This is a genomic window from Uliginosibacterium sediminicola (genome assembly GCF_039631295.1).
Taxonomy (GTDB): Bacteria; Pseudomonadota; Gammaproteobacteria; order Burkholderiales; family Rhodocyclaceae; genus Viridibacterium; species Viridibacterium sediminicola.
Map to the genome: position 1 here is coordinate 41,833 of NZ_JBDIVE010000010.1, position 20,898 is coordinate 62,730.

Annotated in this window: 16 protein-coding genes; 12 read left to right on the forward strand and 4 right to left on the reverse strand. The window is 65.0% G+C overall.

Annotated features, from left to right (window positions below; genetic code table 11):
• Positions 1-3: 3 nt before the first annotated feature.
• Complete coding sequence (locus tag ABDB84_RS16145; RefSeq protein ID WP_345920790.1) at positions 4-795, reverse strand: SDR family NAD(P)-dependent oxidoreductase; 792 nt, start codon at positions 793-795, stop codon at positions 4-6.
• A gap of 217 nt (positions 796-1,012) precedes the next feature.
• Between ABDB84_RS16145 and ABDB84_RS16150 the strand changes: the two genes are divergently transcribed.
• Positions 1,013-1,975 (forward strand): LysR family transcriptional regulator, encoded by a 963-nt coding sequence (locus tag ABDB84_RS16150; protein ID WP_345920791.1) that lies wholly within the window; start codon positions 1,013-1,015, stop codon positions 1,973-1,975.
• Positions 1,976-2,162: 187 nt separating this feature from the next.
• Complete coding sequence (locus ABDB84_RS16155) at positions 2,163-5,336, forward strand: DPP IV N-terminal domain-containing protein (protein ID WP_345920792.1); 3,174 nt, start codon at positions 2,163-2,165, stop codon at positions 5,334-5,336.
• An 86-nt stretch (positions 5,337-5,422) separates the two neighbouring features.
• On the opposite strand, the gene ABDB84_RS16160 is transcribed toward ABDB84_RS16155, so the two are convergent.
• The 3 genes from ABDB84_RS16160 to ABDB84_RS16170 are packed head-to-tail and all read right to left on the reverse strand — an operon-like array spanning position 5,423 to position 10,165.
• The gene (locus ABDB84_RS16160) at positions 5,423-7,066 is read right to left on the reverse strand and encodes a hydantoinase B/oxoprolinase family protein (RefSeq protein ID WP_345920793.1); all 1,644 of its coding nucleotides are present in this window, start codon (positions 7,064-7,066) and stop codon (positions 5,423-5,425) included.
• Complete coding sequence (locus tag ABDB84_RS16165; protein ID WP_345920794.1) at positions 7,059-9,167, reverse strand: hydantoinase/oxoprolinase family protein; 2,109 nt, start codon at positions 9,165-9,167, stop codon at positions 7,059-7,061. The genes ABDB84_RS16160 and ABDB84_RS16165 overlap by 8 nt, the downstream gene beginning before the upstream one ends.
• Complete coding sequence (locus ABDB84_RS16170; RefSeq protein ID WP_345920795.1) at positions 9,164-10,165, reverse strand: isopenicillin N synthase family dioxygenase; 1,002 nt, start codon at positions 10,163-10,165, stop codon at positions 9,164-9,166. Before ABDB84_RS16170 ends, ABDB84_RS16165 begins: the two co-directional genes overlap by 4 nt.
• Before the next feature lie 201 nt (positions 10,166-10,366).
• Here ABDB84_RS16170 and ABDB84_RS16175 point away from each other — a divergent pair, with 201 nt between their 5' ends.
• The 10 genes from ABDB84_RS16175 to ABDB84_RS16220 all read left to right on the forward strand — a co-directional run bounded on the left by ABDB84_RS16175 (position 10,367) and on the right by ABDB84_RS16220 (position 20,673).
• On the forward strand, positions 10,367-11,434 hold the full coding sequence (locus tag ABDB84_RS16175; RefSeq protein ID WP_345920796.1) for an ABC transporter substrate-binding protein: 1,068 nt from the start codon (positions 10,367-10,369) through the stop codon (positions 11,432-11,434).
• A 123-nt stretch (positions 11,435-11,557) separates the two neighbouring features.
• The gene (locus tag ABDB84_RS16180) at positions 11,558-12,358 is read left to right on the forward strand and encodes an ABC transporter ATP-binding protein (protein WP_345920797.1); all 801 of its coding nucleotides are present in this window, start codon (positions 11,558-11,560) and stop codon (positions 12,356-12,358) included.
• On the forward strand, positions 12,351-13,130 hold the full coding sequence (locus ABDB84_RS16185; RefSeq protein WP_345920798.1) for an ABC transporter permease: 780 nt from the start codon (positions 12,351-12,353) through the stop codon (positions 13,128-13,130). Before ABDB84_RS16180 ends, ABDB84_RS16185 begins: the two co-directional genes overlap by 8 nt.
• Positions 13,127-13,957 carry an ABC transporter permease gene (locus tag ABDB84_RS16190; protein WP_345920799.1) on the forward strand — a complete coding sequence of 277 codons (831 nt, stop codon included), beginning with the start codon at positions 13,127-13,129 and terminating at the stop codon, positions 13,955-13,957. The genes ABDB84_RS16185 and ABDB84_RS16190 overlap by 4 nt, the downstream gene beginning before the upstream one ends.
• A gap of 5 nt (positions 13,958-13,962) precedes the next feature.
• Positions 13,963-14,754, forward strand: coding sequence for an SDR family NAD(P)-dependent oxidoreductase (locus tag ABDB84_RS16195; protein WP_345920800.1), 792 nt, complete (start codon positions 13,963-13,965; stop codon positions 14,752-14,754).
• Between the two features lie 29 nt (positions 14,755-14,783).
• Positions 14,784-15,980, forward strand: coding sequence for a cystathionine beta-lyase (gene metC, locus ABDB84_RS16200; RefSeq protein ID WP_345920801.1), 1,197 nt, complete (start codon positions 14,784-14,786; stop codon positions 15,978-15,980).
• A gap of 8 nt (positions 15,981-15,988) precedes the next feature.
• The gene (locus ABDB84_RS16205) at positions 15,989-17,485 is read left to right on the forward strand and encodes an aldehyde dehydrogenase family protein (RefSeq protein ID WP_345920802.1); all 1,497 of its coding nucleotides are present in this window, start codon (positions 15,989-15,991) and stop codon (positions 17,483-17,485) included.
• Between the two features lie 79 nt (positions 17,486-17,564).
• On the forward strand, positions 17,565-18,905 hold the full coding sequence (locus ABDB84_RS16210; RefSeq protein ID WP_345920803.1) for an aromatic ring-hydroxylating dioxygenase subunit alpha: 1,341 nt from the start codon (positions 17,565-17,567) through the stop codon (positions 18,903-18,905).
• Complete coding sequence (locus ABDB84_RS16215) at positions 18,905-20,344, forward strand: glutamine synthetase family protein (protein WP_345920804.1); 1,440 nt, start codon at positions 18,905-18,907, stop codon at positions 20,342-20,344. The genes ABDB84_RS16210 and ABDB84_RS16215 overlap by 1 nt, the downstream gene beginning before the upstream one ends.
• A complete protein-coding gene (locus tag ABDB84_RS16220; RefSeq protein ID WP_345920805.1) occupies positions 20,344-20,673 on the forward strand; it encodes a 2Fe-2S iron-sulfur cluster-binding family protein in 330 nt (109 codons plus the stop codon). The genes ABDB84_RS16215 and ABDB84_RS16220 overlap by 1 nt, the downstream gene beginning before the upstream one ends.
• Positions 20,674-20,898 lie beyond the last annotated feature (225 nt).

A 20,898-nucleotide genomic window follows, 5' to 3' on the forward strand; every position in this document is an offset into this window, starting at 1 on the left:
CGTTCAGAGCGCCGCCCAGCCGCCGTCGACCGGCAGGTCGATACCGGTGATCTGGCGCGACATATCGGAGGCCAGGAACAGGCAGGCATTGGCCACATCGATATCGGTGCTGACGCGGCGCAGGGCGTATTCCTCGGCTTGGCGCTGGGCCGCGTCGTCGGCGTTGAGGCCGAAGCGGCGCATCGCCTCCGGGATGAACTTGTTGCGGTACTGCTCATCGTCGACCATGCCCGGCGCGACGAGATTGACATTGATGTTGTAGGGGCCGGCTTCCAGCGCGGCGGACTTGGTCACACCACGCAGGCCCCACTTGGAGGCCGAGTAGGCCATGCGGCCGGCGCGACCGCGCATGCCGAAGGTGCCGCCAACATTGACGACCTTGCCGTAGCGCCGCGCGATCATGCGCGGCAGTACGGCGCGCATGGTGTTGAAGCAGCCGGACAGATTGAGCTCCAGGGTGCGATTGAACTCGGCGGGCGAGGTGTTCCAGGTGGTGTCGCCAATCGGGCCGATGCTGCCGGCGACATTGACCAGCACATCGATCTGGCCGAATTGCTGGATCGCCAGTTCGGCCATGCGGTCGGTGTCTTCTGGTCGCGTGACATCGCAGAGCACCGGCAACACCTGCACGCCGAGGCTGCGGGTTTTCATGGCTACCGCGTCGATACTCTCCAGATCGTTGCAGGCGAGCACCAGGCGGCAGTTCTCTTGTGCAAAGGCCAGCGCAATGGCCGGCCCCAGGCCCGACTCTGGCCCTGTGATGATGACAACCTTATCCCTGAGTTCCAGTTGCATGATTTTGTCCGCGCGAGTCTTGTTTGATCATCGGTGGGCGTGCATGGCATTGCGGTTGCTTTAGATCAATGTGCGTTGGTTTGTTTTCACTACGCACTTTGGCACTTAGCCACTTGCATGCCAGAGCCGTCCTGTTGATCAAGTTAATGGATCGCGTGATGCTGAGGGGTGCAAATTCGGCGGGTGCGTGTTGCCTTTATTGCAGCTGGAGCAGAACATGGCATTGCGGAACATGCGGGTATGGCGTTACCTCGAAGAGGTCGCACGGGTTGGGTCGGTCAGGCAGGCAGCTGAACGTTTGCACGTTACGCCTTCGGCATTGTTGCGAAGGATTCAGGATGTCGAATCCGATCTCGGTGCGGCCTTGTTCGAACGTACGTCCTCGGGCATGCATCTGACCGCCGCGGGCGAGGTGTTCATCGGCTGGATCAAGAACCAGCAATCCGAACTGCGCCGCGTCTATTCGCACATCGAAGCGCTCTCCGGCCTGCGGCGTGGCGAGGTGCGCATCGCGGTCAGCCAGGCCGCTGCCAGCGGCTTTCTGCAGCGTGAGCTGCGCGAATTCCGCAGCAAGCATCCGCTGGTCAAATTCACCGTCACGGTGTGTGATCACACCGCTGCGATCCGCCAGCTGATCGCCTATGAAACCGACCTCATCCTGGTGTTCCGCCCGCCACACGCGGCCGAGCTGCAACCGGTGATGTCGATTGGCCAGAACCTTGTCGCCGTGATGGCGCACGACCATCCGCTGGCCAAGAAAGAGACCGTGCGCGTGCGTGACTGCCTGATGTACGACCTGGCGCTGCCCGAGCGCAGCTACTCGGGTCGCGAGATCATCGACGAAGTCCTCGCGCGTGGCTCGACACGGCCTAATCCGGTGATCGAATCGAACTCCTTCGAATTGCTGGCCGGTATGGTCAAGGACAGCGAGTTGATCAGCTTCCAGGTCGACATCGGCGCCCTGCGCTGGCGCGATGATCCGGACTTCGCCGTGCGGCCCATTGATGTGGTCGACCAGGCGCACGGCCCGCTGGTACTGGGCCAGCTCAAGGGCCGCGCACTGCCGCTGGCGGTGGCGCGTTTCTCGGAGCAGCTGGCGCGCCGGATGGACAGCATGCGAGTGCTGCCGACGGTGGACGATCAGCTGCCAGCCAGTGCGCTCGAACACCTGAACAGTTGAGCAGAGCACTACGACTTTAGTCATAGCTTTCGCCCCACTTCGGGGAATCCGTGCGCTGCGCCAGTGCATGAAAATCTGCATCCAGCGGGTGTAGACATTCGGGTCGCTGGGGCGCGCCAAAATAGCGACACCGGGCGGCAGGGGAGTGCTTAGGATCAGCACTTGCCATTTCGTTCCAGGCCCGCCCATGTCGTCCACTGTTCCTGAAGGCCCTTGCGATTGCCCGCCCGGGCTGAGCCGGCGTCAATTCCTCTCGCTCGGCGTGCTGGCGGGTGCGGCGCTGCTCGAAGGCTGGTCACCCCTGGTGCAGGCACTCGAAGCACCGCCGGCGGACGAGCCGGCCTGGGGCGACACGCCAGTGGTCTTGCGCGAGGGGACCAATCTGGCGATTGCCTTGTCGCCCGACCGTAAAACCCTGGCGATGGATTTGCAGGGCATCTTGTGGAGCCTGCCGGTCGAGGGCGGTGTGGCGCGGCGCCTCAGCGGCTATCTGCATGACATCGCGCGCCCGCAATGGACACCGGATGGGCGCAGCATTGTTTTCCAGTCCTATCGCGATGGCGGCTTCCAGTTGTGGATGATCAATGCCGATGGCCGCGATCTGCGCCAGCTCACGGCGGGCGAGTTCGATTGCCGCGAGCCGAGCTTCTCGCCGGATGGTCGCGAGCTTGCCTTCGCCAGCGATCGCAGTGGCCACTACGCGATCTATGTGATCGATCTGGCCAGCGGCGCGGTGCGCCGTGTGGTCGAGACCGGCAACGAGGATGGCGAACCGGCCTGGTCGCCGGACGGGCAGCGCATCGCCTTCTCAAGTGGCGGTGCGATCCGTTCGATTGCAGCCAGTGGCGATCTGGCCAGCTTGCGGGTGGAATACGCGGGTCCGGGCGCCAGCGCACCGGCCTGGTTGCCGGATGCGCAGTCGCTGACCTGGCGCGTGCTCGACGGCAGCGGGCGCGATATGCGCAGCAGCCGCCTGTATCACGCCGGCCAGGCGATCACCGATCTGCAACAGGACGTCTTTCCCGCGCCGGTGGTTTGGCTGGATGCGCAGCGCTTTCTGTACACCGCAGATGGCAAGATCCTCCAGCGCACACTGGCCGATGCGCGCACGCAGGCCATTGCCTTTGAAGCGACGGTCAATGTCACTGCGCAGCGCAACTATGTGCGCAAAGTGCGTGATCTCGATCCTGCCAAGCTGCGCGTGGTGCGCGGCATTTCCTTCCCGGTGATTTCGCCCGATGGCGAGCGCATTGCCTTCGGTGCGCTCAATCAGCTGTGGATCCTGCAGCGCGGCCAGGCCAAGCCGCGCCAGCTGACGCACGACAGTTACGCCAAGCTCGGGCCGGCCTGGTCGCCAGACGGGCAGCAGCTTGTCTATGCCTCGGATCGCGGCGGCCTGATGCAGCTCTGGCTGCACGATCTCAATACGCAGGCGACGCGTGTGCTGACCCATGAACTCGCGGGCCTCAAGTACGCCAGCTGGTCGCCCGATGGCAAGCAGATCGCATGTCATACACACGACGGCTGGCTGTCGACGATTGATCTGGCGACGGGCGAATTCAAGCGCGTGATGCGCCAGACCGTGTGGTCGGGGCGCCCGCATTGGTCGCCGGACGGCAAGCAGATCGCGTTGGCGGCGGTGCGTCCGTATTCGGCACGCTATCGCGAAGGCCTCAGCTGCTTGCTGACGGTGACGCTGGCGGACGGCAGCACGCTGTATCAAACACCTGCGCCGGGCGTCTCGCTCGACATCCGCAATGTGAACGGGCCGCTGTGGTCGGCAGACGGGCGTCACTTCTTTTACACCCTCAATGGTGTTCTGCATGTCTCCAGGCTCGATGCGCAAGGCCGCGTCGAGGGCGCGCCGCGCGCGCTGTCGAACGAGCCGGCGGATGCGCTGAGCCTCAGCGCTGACGGCCGTCGCCTGCTCTATCTCGCACATGGCGTGCTGCGCATGGCGCATCTGGATGGCACGCGCATCACCCAGGTCGAGACCGTGCCGCTGGACCTGCACTGGCAGGTGGCCAGCTCGCCGGGGCTGACCGTCGTGCACGCCGGCCGCTTCTGGGATGGGCGCAGCGAGACGGCGCGTGAGAACGTGGACATCCTGGTGCGCGGCCAGCGCATTGTCGGCATCGAGCCACACCGTTCGACGCGCAGCGGCGTGCGCTGGATCGATGCCAGTACGCAGACCGTGATACCCGGTTTGCATGACATGCACACCCATCGCGAGATGGGCATCCAGAACGGCGACCGCGAACCACGCATCTTCCTTGCCTATGGCATCACCACGACGCGGGGCTTGGGCGAGAACGCCTATCTGACGCTGGAGAACAAGGAGTCGGTCGATGCCGGCCTGCGCATCGGCCCGCGCCATTTCGCAACCGGCGAAGCGCTGGAAGGCAGCCGCGTGTTCTGGGATGGCATGCGGCCGGTGCGCGACGAAGCTGCGCTCAAGCGCGAATTCGTGCGTGCCAAGGCGCTCGATTACGACCTCATCAAGTGCTATGTGCGCCTGCCGCCGAACCTGCAACAGAAGGCGACCGAGATGGCGCACGCGATGGGCGTGCCGATCACCTCGCATTACCTGTTCCCGGCGGTGGTGTTTGGCGCGGATGGCTTTGAACACATGGGCGGCACCGACCGCTTCGGCTACTCGCGGGTCGGCAGTCAGCTGGGCGTCGGCTATCAGGATGTGCTGGCGATTGCCGCCGGTGCGCGCTGCTTCCGCACACCGACCTTGTTCGGCATCGAGACCCTGCTCGCCGACACGCCGGACGATGTGCTCAAGGACCTACGCGTGCAGCGCCTCTTGCCGCCTTGGGAGCGGCCAGCGCTGGAGCGCATTGCCAAATCCGGCAAGGCGCAGCCGCTGCGCGTGACGGCCAGACAGATGGACGCCGTGCTGGCCATGCACAAGCAGGGGGTGAAGATCATCTGCGGCAGCGACTACCCTATTGTCATGCCGGGGCTCAGCTTGCACCTGAACCTGCGTGCGATGGTGCGCTTCGGCATGCGTCCGGTCGATGCCTTGCGCACGGCGACCAGCGTGGCGGGCGAAGTGCTGGCGCAAGGCACTGGCGTGCTTGAAGCGGGCGCCCTGGCCGATCTGGTGTTTGTGGCGGGCGATCCGCTCATGCGCATCGAGGACGCGGCCAAGGTACAGGCGGTGATGCTCGGCGGCCGCGTGTATCGCTTCGATGAATTGCTGGCGCCCTTCGATCAGCCGACCCAGCCCACCGCGCAGCTCAATGCCAGCGATTTCGGTCAGGCTCAGCTGGCGGTTGCGGATCCGCACTGGTGGCACGACGCGCACTGGGCGCATGTCGCCAGCCAGGGTTGTTGCGGCGCGCAGGCCTGAGCTTGCCCTGAAGTCAGGCCGCACCAACGAGAAGGCCCGCATCGCTGCGGGCCTCTGCCTTTTTACTTTCTCCGGGAAATGCGTGATTACGGGCAGTTCAGTTGCGGGTAATCGGCTTGCGCCTGGGCGCTGCTGATCAAGCCCTGGGCGATGTCGTAGGCGATGGCGGCGGGATCACGTTCTGCGGCGGGGCCGAGACCCGCACCGCCGGGTAACTTGAGTACCAGGCGATCACCGGCGGGAATCTGCTGCAAGCCTTTGGCGCGCATGCTGGCGCCGGAGGCGAGGGCGACCGTGCCGGCTGCGCCATCCTGTCCGCCGGAGCGGCCACGTGCCGGATTGGCGACGCGCTCGTACATGGCCAGCACTTCGAAAGCGCTGCCATCGCGTGTGCCGACTTCAACTATCTGACCGAGCCCGCCGCGCTGGCGACCGGCGCCGCCGCTGTCGGGCAGCAACTCCTTGCGCCAGATGACGATGGGCGCGCCGTGCTCGCTGACTTCCACCGGCATGGCGCGCACGCCGCTGGGGAAGGCGGTGGCCGACAAGCCGTCCTGGCTCATCCGTGCGCCGGCGCCGCCGCTGTTGAAGAACACCGTATCAAAGCCACGTCCCTGCATGCTGCCACGCAGCTGCACACTCCACAGACAGGACGAGCCCTCGGCTGGCACGCGGCCCGGCAGGGCCTGATCGAGACAGGCGAAGACCAGGTCCGGCAGCATCTGGCCGATGACGTGGCGTGCGGCAACCGGTGAGGGCCGCTGTGCGTTGAGGATGCTGCCCTCGGGCGCGTTGACGATGAAGGGCAGCAGGGCGCCGTAGTTGTTCGGCACCTCGGGGGCGATCAGGCATTTGAGGCCGTACACCGTGTAGGCGCGGCAGTAGTTGAGAACCACGTTGATGCCTTGCGACACCGCCGCGTCGGTGCCGGCGTAATCGACTTCGATGCCTTCTTCGCGAATTGTCAGCGTGGCGCGCAGGGTGATCGGTTTGTCATAGCCGTCGATGACCAGCTCGCCCTGCCAGCTGCCTTTCGGCAAGGCCGCGATGCGCGCACGCGTGGCGTGCAGCGACTGCATCAGGATGTAGTCGCCGAGCGAGTCGAGATCGGCCAGCGCGAATTCGCGCAGCATGGCCACCAGACGGCGGGCGCCGGTTTCATTGCAGGCAATGTAGGAGAGGATGTCGCCTTCGACCTGCAGCGGCGTGCGCACGTTCTGCTTGATGATGCTCATCAGGTCGTCGTTGAGCTGGCCCTTGGCGGCCAGCTTGAGCAGCGGAATCTGCAAGCCTTCTTCAAAGATCGAGCGTCCGTCCGGCCCCTGGCCGAGGCCACCGATGTCGAGCTGGTGGCAGCAGCAGCCGAGCAGGCCGACCACGCGGCCATCCATCACCACCGGGCTGACCACGGTCACATCATGCAGATGCCCGGCGGTGAGCCAGGGGTCGTTGGTGATGTAGTGATCGCCCTTGGCCATGCTGTCGATGGGAAAACGCGCGAGGAAGTGACGCACGCCTTCGGCCATCGAGTTGACGTGGCCCGGCGTACCGGTCACCGCTTCGGCGACGAGTCGGCCTTGCGTGTCGAACACCGCTGCCGAGAGGTCACCGGCGTCGCGCACGGTGGTCGAGAAGGCAGTGCGCATCAGCGCCTGGGCGGCCTCCTCGACGACCGAGATGAGTCGGGTCCACATGACCTGCATGCGCAGTTCATTGACGGCATCATTCATGAAGTGCTCCTTGTTCTGCGGCCGTGCCACGCCGGCGCAGCACGATGTAGCCATGGCGGTCGATGCGTGCATCGAAGCTTGGCGAGATGACGCTGGTGGTCTCGCGTTCGATGACCAGGGCCGGGCCCTGGATCAGATCGCCGGGGCTCAGGCGCTCGCGGTGGTGGATGGCGAAATCCTGGATGTTGCCGCTGGCTGGGTCGCGCACGGCGCGGTAGCCGGCCGGTGTAGCGAGGCGCTGGGTGGCCGGCTCGGCCAGTGCTTGCGGGGCCGCCGTCACGGTGGACACCGAGACGCGCCAGCTGAGGATCTCGATCGGCAGCTTGACGAGGAAACCGCCGTACTGCTGGCGATAGGCTTCTTCGAAGCGGGCGATCAGCAAGCCTGCGTCGTCCGCCAGCAGATCACGCGTCGGCAGTTCGATCGGCAGCTCATAACCCTGGCCGCAGTAGCGTGCAAAGGCCAGGCGGCGTTCCTGGCGCGGCTGCCCGGCGGCGCCGGCGTCGACGATCTGGCGGGCGTCGTCGGCCATGCTCTGCAGCAAGGCGTTGACGGCGGCGAGGTCCAGCTGGTCGAGGCGCTGATGTTTGCTGCGCGCGATCTCGTAAGCAATCGGCGCGCGCAGGAAGCCCACGGCCGAACCGACGCCCGCGCTGCGCGGGATCACCACCTCATCGATGCCCAGTTTCTCGGCAATGCGCGCGGCATGCAGCGGCGCGCAGCCACCAAAGGCGACCAGGGTGCGCCCTTCGAGCGACAGACCGAGTTCGACGGCATGCACGCGTGCCGCGCTGGTCATCGCTTCGTCGACGATCTCGCTGATGCCCAGCGCACGCGTCGGAGCGTCGGCGCCGCTCATGCCGGGCAGGGACAGCAAGGCCTTGTCGCAGGCCTGCAGATCGAGCGCGAGGCTGCCGCCGGCGAAGGCGGCCGGGTCGATGCGACCCAAGGCCAGGTCGGCATCGGTGACGGTCGGCTTTGTGCCGCCGCGACCGTAACAGGCGGGGCCGGGTTCGGAACCTGCGCTGTGCGGGCCGACCTGCCAGCGCCCGGCGCCATCGACGCTGGCAATCGAACCGCCGCCGGCGCCGATCTCGACCATCTCGACCACCGGGATGCGCAGCGGCAGGCCGCTGCCCTTGCGGAAGCGATGCACGCGCGCCACTTCGAACACCTGCGAGCTTTGCGGGCGGCCATCATCGATGTAGCAGATCTTGGCCGTGGTGCCGCCGACATCCAGCGCCAGCATGTGCTGGATATTGCGCTCGGCGGCAATCGAGGCGGCGAACAGCGCCCCCCCTGCGGGGCCGGATTCGACCAGGCGCACCGGAAAGCGCGCCGCGATGTCCACCGTGGTCAGTCCGCCGGAGGAGAGCATCAGGAACAGCGGGCAGTTGAAACCCAGGGCGGTGATCTTGTTCTCAAGCCGGCGCAGGTAATTGGCCACCAGGGGCTGCACATAGGCATTCGCCGCGGTGGTGGTGAAGCGCTCGTATTCGCGCATTTCCGGCGAGACTTCGCTGGACAGCGACACCATCACCTCAGGCAGGGCTTCGCGCAGAATCTGCGCGGCGCGCTGCTCGTGCGCCGGGTTGGCATAGCTGTGCAGGAAGGCCACGGCGATGCTCTCCACGCCCTCCGCAGCAAAGCTCGCGGCGGCGGAGCGCACCGCCTGTTCATCGAGCGGCTGCAGTTCGGCGCCGTCGGCTGCGATGCGTTCAGGCACGCTGATGCGCAGCTTGCGCGGCACCAGCACCGGCGGCTTCTCCATTGTGATGTCATACTGGTCGAAGCGGCTTTCGCTGCCCATGTCGAGCACGTCACGAAAGCCGTCGGTGGTCAGCATGGCGGTCTTGACGCCGCGCCGCTCGATCAGCGCATTGGTCGCCAGCGTCGTGCCGTGCACGATGAGGCCCACATCGGCCGGCTGCAAGCCGGCCTCGGCGAGGAGGATTTGCACGCCTTCGAGCAGGGCCCGTTCGGGCGCGTCGTAAGTGGTCAGCACCTTGGTCGAGTAGCGCTGCGCAGCCGTCTCCAGCACCACGTCGGTGAAGGTACCGCCGATGTCGGCGCCAATGCGCGCCAGTGCCGCGCTGCTCACAGATAGTCTCCCGACTTTTCGAGCTTGGCGTAGAAGCGCTTGAGGTGATCGCCGACGTGCACCGGTGCGAAGCGAGGCTCGCCGCCATCCTGCGCCACCAGCTCGGGCACCGGCTCGATGACGGTGTCGCGGTCCGGGTTGAGGAAGAACGGAATCGAGAAGCGTTCGACGCCCGCGCGGTTGCGCACGCGGTGGTAGTTGGAGATGAAGCGGCCGTTGGACCACCACATCATCATGTCGCCGATATTGATGGTGAAGGCGCCGGGCACCGGCGGCGCAGCCACCCAGGTGCCGTCGAGGCGTTTGACTTCAAGGCCACCGACATTGTCCTGGGCGAGAATGGTCAGCGGACCTTCATCGGTATGCGAGACGGTGTTCGAGACTTCGAGATTGGCGCTTGGCGGCAGCGGGATGTAGTAGAGCAGGCTCAGCTGACAGATCGGCATGTTGAAGTAGCTGTCGAAGCGGTCTTCCGGCAGACCCAGGCCGATGGCGAAAGCGCGCAGGATGTCGCGCGACAGATCGAGCATGGCGGCGTAATAATCGACGCAGGCTTCGCGGAAGCTCGGCATGCCTTCCGGCCAGCGATTGGGGCGGAAGAAGATCTTGTCGACTTCGGGTGCATCGGCGAATTCGGCCTGGATGCGGTATTGCTCAAACAAACGACTGTCACGCGACAGGCTGGACTCGGGCGGCATCGGAATCCAGCCGCGATACCACTCCACCGTGGCCTTGGCTTTCTCGCGTTCAGCAACAGGCTGGTGAAAGAAGCGGGCGGACTCGGTGAAGATCGCTTCGCGCTTGGCCTCCGGTACACCGTGACCCTTGAGGTAGAAGAAGCCGATGCGTGTGCAGGCTTCGGCAATTTCCATTGCCACCTGCTGTTTGCCTTGCGCACCGCCTTCACGGAAGGGGGTGAAATCAATGATGGGAATCTCGGCAATGTCGACCGTCTTGGCGACGATCAGATCCTCTTCCCCAGCTGAACTGCGACTCATGGTTAAGCTCCTTTCATGCGTGATACAGATTAACCAGAGCGCCGGCCGAGTAGGGGTGCCTTTTCGGCGTGGGGCGTTTGCGAAAACGGCTACGAGTCGCCCCGCCGCAGGCGCGGGCTTTGGCGCACACTCTGCACCATGCCCGTGCTGAGCAGGCTTGGCGCCGGGCGCTGTGTGCAACCGACTCTCCGTGATCCGACCATGAACATGCCTTCAGCCCTTCCTGCCGATATCGTCAACAAGCGTCGTCGCGCTGCCCTCGGCGTGCTCGGTGCGCTGCCCCTGCTCGGCTTGGGCGCGCTCAGCGTGGAGGTGGCACGCAGCGGTGGCGAGCGCCACGACACGGCGCGCATCCGTGTCGATCATCAGCTCGGCTGGCTCAAGGGTGTGCAGTTCGGCGGTGACTTTGTAGCTCTGGAGCGCGGCTTCTTTGCCCAGGAAGGCTTGGACGTCAACTACACCGCCGGCGGGCCCGGCACCGATTACCGCACCCTGGTCTCCAGCGGCCGCAGCATGGTCAGCGAGAGCAATACGGCCGGCATGATTGACGGCTATCTGCGCGGCCAGCCCATCGTCGCCTTCGCCGCGGTGATGCAGCGCGATCCGGGCTGCATCATCAGCAGTGCAGCGCGGCCGATCAATTCCCTGCACGACATGATTGGCAAGACCATCGGCGTGCCCGGCAGCATCCGCTCGCAGTTGCTGACGCTCTTCAAGCGCGCGCAGATCGACGCCGAAGCCGTGCGCCTGGTGCCGGTGGGCAGCGATCCCTCCCTGCTCGCCTCGGGTCAGGTCGATGCGTATTACAACTGGTCCACCACCGCCGTGCCGGCCTTGCGCGCCGCGCAGTTTGAACCGCATCTCTTGCACATGGCCGACATTGGCGCGCCCGGCTACGGCCAGGTGCTGATCGCGCATCACGACACCGTCCGCGATCATCACGAAGTGCTGGTGCGCTACACGCGTGCGCTGATCAAGGGCTGGGCGTGGATGATCCAGCACCCGCGTGAATGCGCCGAGCTGGTGGTGCGCAAGTACGCACCGCCGGGCACCCACTTGGCCGAGCAGATCGCCCAGGCCGAAATGATGACGCCCTACATCTGGCGCGACGACGCACGCAGCAAGGGCCTGCTGTGGATTGAGCCGGGCGTGTTCGAGACGGCGGCCCAGCTGTCGCGCGAAGCGGGCAACTTCCCGGCCGAGCAGGCTTTCGACGTGTCGCGCATCGTTACGCAGAGCGTGGTGCGCGCTGCTCATTCGGCCGCGTAGACATTCCGGCACATTGCCTGCGCGCAAACGGCACCCCGGCGCCAGGCCAAGTTCGGTAGCCTTTGAATCATGAAATCGGACGCCTGACGCACCGCCGGTGCGAGGCATGTCGATCGTGGAATCATGACGGGCTTGTCGATAGAGCAGGTGTGCAAATCCTTCGCCATCAACGGGCAGCAGGTGCCGGTGCTGGACAAGGTCAGCCTGTCCCTGCAGCCGGGCCAGTTCGGTGCGCTGATCGGCCCTTCGGGCTGCGGCAAATCGACCCTGTTGCGCATGGTGGCTGACATCCTCCCGCCCAGCGGCGGACGCATCCACATCGATGGCGCGCCGCCCGAGCAGGCACGCCGCGAACACCAGATCGGTTTCGTGTTCCAGGAGGCCACCTTGCTGCCCTGGCGCAGCGTGCTGGAGAACGTGCAGCTGCCGCTGGAGATGCTGCGCGGCTCGGGCTTCAAGCCGCCGCGCTCGCCAGCCGAGCTGATCAAGCTGGTTGGCCTCGGCGGCTTCGAGCATGCGCGGCCGGCGCAGCTCTCGGGCGGCATGCAGCAGCGCTGCGCGATTGCGCGCGCGCTCGTCGCATCGCCGAAGATTCTGCTGCTCGACGAGCCCTTCGGCGCGCTCGACGAGGTGATGCGTTACCGCATGAACTTCGAGCTGCTGCGCATTCGTGGCGAAACACAGACCACTGCGCTGATGGTCACCCATTCAATTGAAGAAGCGGTGCTGATGGCCGACCGCATCTTCGTCTTCGCTGCCAAGCCGGGGCGCATCATTGACGCGATCGATGTCGATATTCCGCGTCCGCGCTGGATGTCGAGCATGGATCATCCGCGCTTTGCCGAGCTGGTCGAGCGCGTGCGCCACGGCTTGTTCAGCCAGATGCCGGATCTCACGCAGTACGACGAGGTTCTGCATGGCTGAGGCCATCCCTCCGCGTTTGCGCGCCGTGTTGCTGCCGCTCGGCCTGGCGGCGGCCCTGTTGCTGGGGCTGGAGTGCCTGGTGGCGAGCGGTCACGCGCCGATGAGCATTGCGCGGCCGACGGCGGTGGCGCAGCTGATCGGCGAAGAACATGCCATGTTGCTGCAGCAGGTCGTGCCGACCGTGGTCGTCGCAGGCTGGGGCTATGTGTTGTCGCTGCTCTTTGCGCTGGGCCTGGGCTTTGCAAGCTATGCCTGGCGACGCATGGAACTGAGCGTGCTGACCGCTGGCGCGATCCTCAGCAGCATTCCGATCATCGCCATCGCGCCCATCCTCAGCGTGTGGCTGGGCTTGAGCTTGCCGACGCGCGTGCTGATCACCTGCATCATCTGCGTCTTCCCCTTGCTGGTGGCGATCATCCAGGGCCTCAAGGCGAGCACCCACAGCGAGCGTGAGCTGTTCACCGTGCTCGCCGCATCGCCCTGGCAGCGCTTCCGCCTGTTGGCCCTGCCCAGCGCCTTGCCCTTCGTGTTTGTCGGCATGAAGGTGTCGGCGCCGCTGGCCGTGCTGGGGGCTCTGGTCGCCGAGTGGAACGGCGCCGAGTCCGGCCTTGGCGTGGTCATGCTCAACGCCATGTTCGGTCTGCAGATCACGCGCTTGTGGGCCAGCGTATTCATCGCCTGCCTGCTCTCCTCGCTGGCCTATGCCTATGTCTGCGTGCTGGAAAAACTCAGCGGCGCGCAAGACCGACCCATCATGCATACACCGACATGAGCACGTCCTCGTCTACCGCCGCCGATTTTCCGCCGCCCAGCGGGCGCAGGACTGCCTTGCGCATGCTCGATGGCGCCTTGCGCGTCAGCGCACAAAGGCTGGGTAACTATCTTGGCTTCATGCTGCTCGCTGCCGTGCTGTGGCAGCTGGGCATCTGGCTGTTCCACTTGCCGGCCTACCTCTTGCCGGGCTTGCAGCTGATTGCTGGCGCCTTCGTAGAACATCTGGCGGAGATCGCTGCTTCGACCTGGCTGACGCTCAGCGCAACCTTGCTGGGTCTGCTGATGGCGACCTTCATTGCCGCCTTGCTGGCCCTGCTGTTCATGGCTTCGCCGCTGCTCAGCGAGGCCTGCATGCCGCTGATCATCTTCGTGCGCACTGTGCCGATGATCGCCATTGCGCCGCTGCTGGTGCTGATCTTCGGTCGCGGCAGCAGCAACAGCATCGGCATGGTGGCCCTGCTGTCCTTCTTCCAGATCCTGCTCGCCGCGCGTCAGGGCTTCGAGGCGCCGACGCGCAACATGCTTGAACTGATGCACACCTGCGGCGCCAGCTTCTGGCAGACGCTCTTCAAGCTGCGCATTCCCAGCGCGATGACGCACCTCTTCACCGGCCTGCGCATCGCCTCGGCCTCGGCCATTCTCTGCGCGATGTTCGCCGAATGGCTGTCGGGTGCGCCGGGCCTGGGCAGTCTGATTCTTGACGCGTATTCGCGCCAGGACTTTGCCTTCATGTGGGCAGCGGTCGTCGTCGGCACGACGGTGTCCTATCTGTTCTTTACCGCCACGATTGCGCTCGAACGCGCAGTCCACGACTGGAGTTCTTGAACCCAATGGAATCTGCAAGCCAAACACTCGCCCGGCAAAACATTCTCGTCACCGGCTCGACCAAGGGCCTCGGTGCCGATCTGGCCATCATGCTGGCCCGCCACGGCGCCAATCTGATCATCGTGGGGCGTGACCAGAGCGCTGGCGAAGCCGTTGCCGCAAGCATTCGCGCCCTCGGTCGCGAGGCCATCGCGATTGCTGCCGATGTCAGCGACGAGGAGGCGATGGGCGCTGCCACGCGTCAGGCCCTGGCCCACTTCGGCCGCATCGACCGCCTGCTCTGCGTGGCGGGCGTGAGCAGCCCGCGCCGGCCGATCTGGGAAGCCGACACGGCGGATTTTCACGCCTACTTCAATGTGAATGTGCTCGGCGTGATGCTGGCCATGCGTGCCGTGTTGCCGTCGATGATAGCGCAGCAGGACGGGCGCATCGTGCTGATCGGCGGCACTTACGGACACAAGGGTGTGGCCAAGTCCTCGCTCTACGCGGCAACCAAGTGGGCGCTGCGCGGCATGGCCAAATCGGTGGCACTGGAAGTCGGCGCGCACAACATCACGGTCAATGTGATCGCACCGGGCGGCATCGACGGTCAGCGTCTGCGTGACGAGTTCGCCGCGTCGGCCAAACGCGAAGGCATCCAGCCTGAAGACGTGCTCAAGCGCTTTACCGCGCGCAGTGCGCTCGGCCGCCTGATCGACAGCGAAGACGTCGGCCATGCGGTGATCCATCTGTTCTCCGAGAGCGGCCGCATGATCACCGGGCAGGACATCATCATCGATGCCGGCACCGTCGTGTAAGCACAATAAAAATTGATCTGGAGTCCCCAATGATGAGCCCACACAAAAAATACGGCACCGACACCATCGCAGTCCATGGTGGTCGTGACCCCGATGCGTTTCACGGCGTAGTCAATACGCCGGTCTATCACGCTTCGACCTTCATCTTCAAATCGGTCGAGCAATTGATCGAGACGCGGCGCGATCGCGCCAGCGGCGCTTTCGAGCAATTCACCTACGGTCGCGAAGGTACGCCGACCACGCGCGCACTCGAAGACGTGGTGACCCAGCTTGAAGGCGGCTACCGCGCGGTGGTTGCGTCCTGTGGTCTAGGCGCCATCGTGGCCTCGCTGACGGCGTTTCTGTCGGCCGGTGATCACCTGCTGATCATCGACAGCCTCTACGGGCCGGTGCGCGATTTCTGCGAATCCTTCCTCAAGCGCTTCGGTGTCGAGGTCACCTATTTCGACCCGAGTCTGGGCGCCGATGTCGCGCATCTGTTCCAGGCCAATACCAAGGTGGTCTATCTGGAGTCGCCCTGTTCGCTGACTTTCGAGATGGTCGATGTGCCGGCGATTGCCAAGGCCGCCAAGGCGCGTGGCATCACCACGATCATGGACAACACCTGGGCTTCGCCGTTCTGCTTCCAGCCGCTCAAGCATGGTGTGGATGTGTCGATCCACGCGGCGACCAAGTACATCTCCGGTCACTCCGACCTGATGCTGGGTATCGCGGTGTGCACCGAAGAAGCCTTCATCCCGGTCAAGAAAACGGCCTCTGGTTCCGGCTACTGCGGCGGTCCCGACGATGTCTACATGGCCTTGCGCGGCTTGCGTACCTTGCCGCTGCGCATCAAGCGCCACCAGGAAACGGCGACGCTAATCGCCAAATGGCTACAGACGCGCCCGGAGGTGGCGCGCGTGATGTACCCGGCGCTGCCGGACGACCCCGGCCATGCCATCTGGAAGCGTGATTTCAACGGCGCTTCGGGGCTCTTCGGCGCCGTGCTCAAGCCTTTCAGCGACCAGCAACTGGCAGCCATGCTGGACAACATGGATCTGTTCCAGATGGGCTATTCCTGGGGCGGCTACGAGAGCCTGATCGTGCCGACCTGGCCGGCCACGCTGCGCAGCGCCAAGCCCTGGACCGAGCCGGGCCCGGCCTTGCGCATCCACGCCGGGCTGGAAGATCCGGATGATCTGATCCGCGATCTCGAACGCGGCTTTGCGCGCCTGGCCGGCGTCTGAGCGCGATCATGACGATCTCAGCTGAAACCCGCAGCGCCGTGCAGGCTTTTCTGGGCAAGTCGCCCAAGCGCTTGCTGATTGGTGGCGAATGGCGCGCCGCCGCTTCGGGCAAGACCTTCGAGACGCGCAATCCGGCGACCGGCGAACTGCTCGCCGAGGTGGCCGAGGGCGCCAGTGCCGACATCGATCTGGCCGTGGCCGCTGCGCGTGCCGCCTTCGAGGGGCCGTGGCGGCGCATGAAGCCGGGCGAACGGCAGCGCATCATGCTGCGTCTGGCCGATCTTGTCGAAGCGCATTTCGACGAGCTGGCCTTGCTCGACACCCTCGACATGGGCGCGCCGATCCGCCACACCCTGGGCAGCAAGCATCACCTGGTGAGCATGCTGCGCTATTACGCCGGCATTGCCACGGCGATCTACGGCCAGACCGCCGACACCTCGCTGTGTGGCGAGATGTTTGCCGCCACGCTGAAGGAGCCGGTCGGCGTCGTCGGCGCGATCATTCCGTGGAACGGGCCGATGTGGGCCACCATCTTCAAGACTGCGCCGGCCCTGGCGACCGGCTGCACGGTGGTGCTCAAGCCGGCCGAAGACGCACCGCTGTCGCCGCTGCGCTTTGCCGAGCTGGCGCTCGAAGCTGGCTTGCCGCCGGGCGTGCTCAACATCGTCACCGGCTTTGGCGGCGATGCGGGCGCGGCGCTGGCGGCGCACATGGATGTCGACAAGCTCTCCTTCACCGGTTCGAATGTCACCGGCCAGCAGATCGTGCGTGCCTCGGCGGGCAATCTCAAACGCTTGTCGCTGGAGCTGGGCGGCAAGTCGCCGAACATCCTCTTCAACGATGCCGATTTGTCGCGCGCAGCGCCCGCTGCCGCCATGGCGGTGTTCGCCAATTCCGGCCAGATCTGCACTGCCGGTACGCGTGTCTATGTCCAGCGCGGCATTCACGACGAGCTGGTGGCGGAAATGGCGCGCATCGGCGCAGCGCTGAAAATCGGCAATGGCGCTGATCCGGCGACCGATCTCGGCCCCCTGGTGTCGCAACGCCAGCTTGACCGCGTGCTCGGCTACCTCGACAGCGCGCCGGGCGAAGGTGCGCGCCTGGTCAGCGGCGGCGCGCGGCTCAGCGATGCCGAGCACGCCGCCGGCTTCTTCGTGCCGCCGACGGTGTTTGCCGGCGTTTCGGATCAGATGCGCATCGCACGCGAAGAGATCTTCGGCCCGGTCGCCTCGGTGATGCCTTTCGACGATGTCGACGAAGTGGTCGCACGCGCCAATGCCACGCCCTACGGGCTCGGCGCGGGCGTGTGGACGCGCGACATCGGCCGCGCCCATGCCATGGCCAAGCGCCTGCGCGCCGGCTCGGTGTGGGTCAACTGTTACAACGCGATGGACCCGTCCATGCCCTTCGGTGGTTACAAGATGAGCGGTTACGGCCGCGAGTCCGGCACCGCCCAGCTCGACGATTACATGAGCATAAAAGGTTTGTGGATTCAACACGATTGACCACCGGCTTTAATGATTGGCGCTGCACTTCGCGGCAGCGTCGATTCTCACGACACGTTTCAAGAAAGGAGCGTCTGGCATGATCAGCGCTGAACAGAACGATCGAATCACCCGCGTTGCTGCGGCCGACCCTTGCGGCAAGCTGTTGCGCCGCTACTGGCAACCGGTAGCGCTCGTCGACGAACTGGCTGGCCCGCGCCCGGTCAAGGCGGTACGCCTGATGGGGCAGGATTTTGTCCTGCTGCGTGACGAATCCGGCCAGCTGGGCATGATGGACCGCGACTGTCCGCACCGTGGTGCCGACCTCGCTTATGGTCGCCTCGAAAACGGTGGCTTGCGCTGCCCCTTCCACGGCTGGCTGTTCGACGTCAAAGGCAATTGCCTGGAGACGCCCGCCGAGCCCGAGGGCAGCAAGCTGTGCACGCGCATCAAGCAGCGCAGCTATCCGGTGGTGGAACGCAGTGGTGTGATCTTCGCCTACATCGGCAGCGGTGAGCCGCCGGCTTTCCCCGACTTCGACTGCTTCGTCGCACCCGACAGCCATACCTTCGCCTTCAAGGGCTTGTTTGAATGCAACTGGCTGCAGGCGCTGGAAGTGGGCATCGACCCGGCGCACGCCTCCTACCTGCACCGCTTCTTTCAGGACGAAGATACCTCGGGCAGTTACGGCAAGCAGTTCCGTGGTGCCTCGGCGGATTCGGACATGCCGATCACTCAGGTGCTGCGCGAATTCGGTCGCCCCGACATCAGCGTCGAATCGACCGACTACGGTTTGCGCCTGACCGCACTGCGCCGCCTCAACGAGACGCGCGAGCATGTGCGCGTGACCAATGTGGTGTTCCCGCAGGCCTTCGTGATTCCGATGAGTTCGGAGATGACCATCTCGCAATGGCATGTGCCGGTCGATGACACGCATTGCTACTGGTACGCCATCTTCACCAGCTTCACCGGGCCGGTGAACAAGCAGCAGATGCGTGAGCAGCGTCTGGCACTGTACGAATTGCCCGATTACATGCCGCGCCAGAACAAGCGCAACAACTACGGTTTCAATATCGAGGAACAGCGCAGCGAGACCTACACCGGCATGGGGCAGGACATCAATGTGCATGACCAGTGGGCGGTGGAGTCGCAAGGGCCGATCCAGGATCGCACGCGCGAACATCTGGGCACCACCGACAAGGGCATCCTCGCTTATCGCCGCCTGCTCACTGCTGCTATCGACGCCAACCTCGCGGGTGACCAAGTGCCGATGATGCTCAGCCCCGAAGCCGCTGCGGCCATGAGTGGCCCGGCCTCGATTGATGGCATCGGCGCTGCCGGTGATCCGCAAGCTTACTGGCGTGAAGCGGATGCCAAGCGCCGTCGCGAGTCGAGCTGGGCGGCGCCGCGCATGGCTGCACTGAGCGGACGAGACGCGTGATGGCAAGCTTCGTCGAACGTTTCGATCTGTGGTCGGACGAGCAGAAGTCTGCCGCGCGGACGCTTGAAGCGCGCCTGCAGGCGCGCGAGGTCGAAGTCGTGCGCTTCGTCTTTCCCGACCAGCACGGCGTGCTGCGCGGCAAGAGTCTGGTCGCCGAGGAAGCGCTGTCTGTTTTGCGTGATGGCGTAAAAATCACCTCGACCCTGCTCGCCAAGGACACCTCGCACAAGACCGTCTTCCCGGTGTTCACGCGCGGTGGTGGTTTCGAATTCGAGGGCATGCAGGGCGGTGCGGATTTCAGCATCATCCCTGATCCGCTGACTTTCAAAGTTCTGCCCTGGGCCGAGAAAACCGGCTGGCTGCTATGCGATCCGTACATGGCCAATGGCCAGCCTTCGCCGCTGGGCACGCGGCAGATTCTGCAGCGCGCGGTGGCCGAGCTGGCAGGTGAGGGCTTGGAGTTTGTCGCCGGCCTGGAAGTGGAGTTCTACGCCTTCCGCCTCGAAGATGTGCGCCGCGGCCTGCATGACTCCGGCCAGCCGGGCACGCCGCCCGAGGTCTCCCTGCTTACGCACGGCTACCAGTACCTTACCGAATTGCGCGACGATGCCGCCGCGCCGCTGATGGATCTGCTGCGCGTGCAATTGCAGGCTCTGGGCTTGCCGCTGCGCTCGCTCGAAGTCGAGTTCGGCCCCAGCCAGTTCGAGCTGACTTTCGGCCCGACCGTCGGCGTATTGCCCGCCGATACCATGGTGTTGCTGCGCAATGCAATCAAGCAGGTGTGCCAGCGTAACGGGTTCCACGCGAGTTTCATGTGCCGGCCGAAGATCCCGAATGTCATGTCCAGCGGCTGGCATCTGCATCAGTCGCTGCGGCGCATCAGCGACGGGCGGAACGCCTTCGTGCCGGACGACGGTGAGGAAGCGCTGAGTCCGACCGGCCAGCACTACCTCGGTGGCTTGCTCGAACACGCCTGTGGCGCGGCGATGCTGGCCTGCCCGACGATCAACGGCTATCGCCGCTATCGACCGATGTCGCTGGCGCCGGACCGCGCCATCTGGGCACGCGACAATCGCGGCGCCATGCTGCGCGTGATCGGCGGCGCTGGGCAAGCGGCCACACGTATCGAGAACCGCGTCGGTGAGCCGGCGGCGAATCCCTATCTGTACATGGCCTCGCAGATTTTCTCCGGGCTCGATGGCCTGCGCCGCCAGCTTGATCCCGGCCCTTCGGCCGACGCGCCGTATGAAACACAGGCGCCGGCCTTGCCGCGCTCGCTGCCCGACGCCTTGCAGGCGCTGCGTGCCGATACCTGGTTGAGCGAGCAGCTCGGCAAGGATTTTGTTAACTACCTGTGCCACATCAAGGAGGCCGAACTGGCCCGCTTCAATCTCGAAGTGACCGAGTGGGAACACAGGGAATACTTCGAGATGTTCTGATGCCCAAACTCTATTTCATTCTCAAGGATGACAGCGTACGCACGCTTGATGTCGCGCCCGAAGGCTCGGTGATGACCGCCGCGCTGCTTAACAATGTGCCGGGTGTTGAAGCCGAGTGTGGCGGCTGCTGTTCCTGCGCCACCTGTCACATCTATGTCGAGCCTGAGTACATCGAGCAGCTGCCGGCGGCAGATGAGGCCGAGAGCGAATTGCTCGACTTTGTGCATGCCCCGCGTCAGCCCGGCAGCCGGCTGGCCTGTCAGCTGGATCTGGCGGCGATACCGGATGGCCTGCGCGTGCGCGTACCGGTCACGCAACACGAGCCCTGAAGCTCGGCTTGCCGTTCGCCGATCAAGGCCGTCGCCCGTGCGACGGCCTTTTTCTTTGTGCCGCGTGGCGTGGCGTAGCGCTGGATGTTGTGCGTTTGGCTGTTGCCGTTTTGTTGCAGTGGTGATGCCCGAATCGTGTCGGCAAGCGCTTGCCAAGGGCTTGCGCGGCCAATTCCTGCGCGCTGAGGGGGAATTCGCGCCTTGGCGCTTGCAGGTGCTGTCAAC